The organism is Streptococcus suis (assembly GCF_002964045.1).
In the GTDB taxonomy this organism is placed as follows: domain Bacteria; phylum Bacillota; class Bacilli; order Lactobacillales; family Streptococcaceae; genus Streptococcus; species Streptococcus suis_U.
On sequence record NZ_POPB01000216.1, the window covers coordinates 1 to 1,256 of the forward strand.

Below are 1,256 nucleotides of genomic sequence, written 5' to 3' on the forward strand. Positions count from 1 at the left end.
TGATACTGACTCAGACACTGATTCTGAGATTGATTCTGATACTGACTCAGACACTGATTCTGAGATTGACTCAGACACTGATTCTGAGATTGATTCTGATACTGATTCAGAAAGTGACTCAGACACTGATTCAGAGACTGATTCTGAAATTGACTCTGATACGGATTCGCTGACTGATTCTGAGATTGACTCAGAGACTGATTCGCTGACTGATTCTGAGACTGATTCTGACACTGATTCTGACACTGATTCAGAAATTGACTCAGAAACTGATTCGCTGACTGATTCAGAGATTGATTCTGATACTGATTCAGAAAGTGACTCAGATACAGATTCTGAGATTGACTCAGAGACTGACTCAGAAATTGACTCAGATACAGATTCTGAGATTGACTCAGAAATTGACTCTGATACGGATTCAGAGATTGACTCAGAGACTGACTCAGAAATTGATTCTGAGACTGACTCAGAGACTGATTCAGAAAGTGACTCTGATACTGACTCAGACACTGATTCGCTTACTGATTCAGAGACTGATTCTGAGACTGATTCTGAGATTGATTCTGAGACTGATTCTGAGACTGACTCAGAGATTGACTCTGAGACTGATTCTGAGACTGATTCTGAGACTGATTCTGAGACTGATTCGCTTACTGATTCAGAGAGGGATTCTGAGACTGACTCAGAAATTGACTCAGAGACTGATTCTGAGATTGATTCTGATACTGACTCAGAAATTGACTCAGAGACTGATTCAGAAATTGACTCAGAGACTGATTCTGAGACTGACTCAGAGACGGACTCAGAGACTGATTCAGAGATTGACTCAGAGACGGATTCTGAGATGGATTCTGAGACTGATTCTGAGATGGATTCTGAAATTGACTCTGATACCGATTCTGAGATGGATTCTGAGACGGATTCTGAGATGGATTCTGAAATTGACTCTGAAACTGATTCTGAGATAGATTCCGAGACGGACTCTGAGACTGACTCAGATACTGATTCTGAGATGGATTCTGAGACTGATTCTGAGATGGATTCTGAAATTGACTCTGATACCGATTCTGAGATGGATTCTGAGACGGATTCTGAGATGGATTCTGAAATTGACTCTGAAACTGATTCTGAGATAGATTCCGAGACGGACTCTGAGACTGACTCAGATACTGATTCTGAGATGGATTCTGAGACTGATTCTGAGATGGACTCACTAACTGATTCAGAAAGTGATTCTGAGACGGACTCGGAGACGA

1 protein-coding gene is annotated in these 1,256 nt (G+C 41.4%); it reads right to left on the bottom strand.

All coding sequences use genetic code 11. The features are described from left to right. Window positions 1-1,206, bottom strand: a 1,206-nt coding sequence (locus C1E99_RS15560) for a DUF445 family protein (protein ID WP_419580071.1), incomplete at its 3' end; no start/stop codon positions are given. Between the last annotated feature and the right edge of the window lie 50 nt (window positions 1,207-1,256).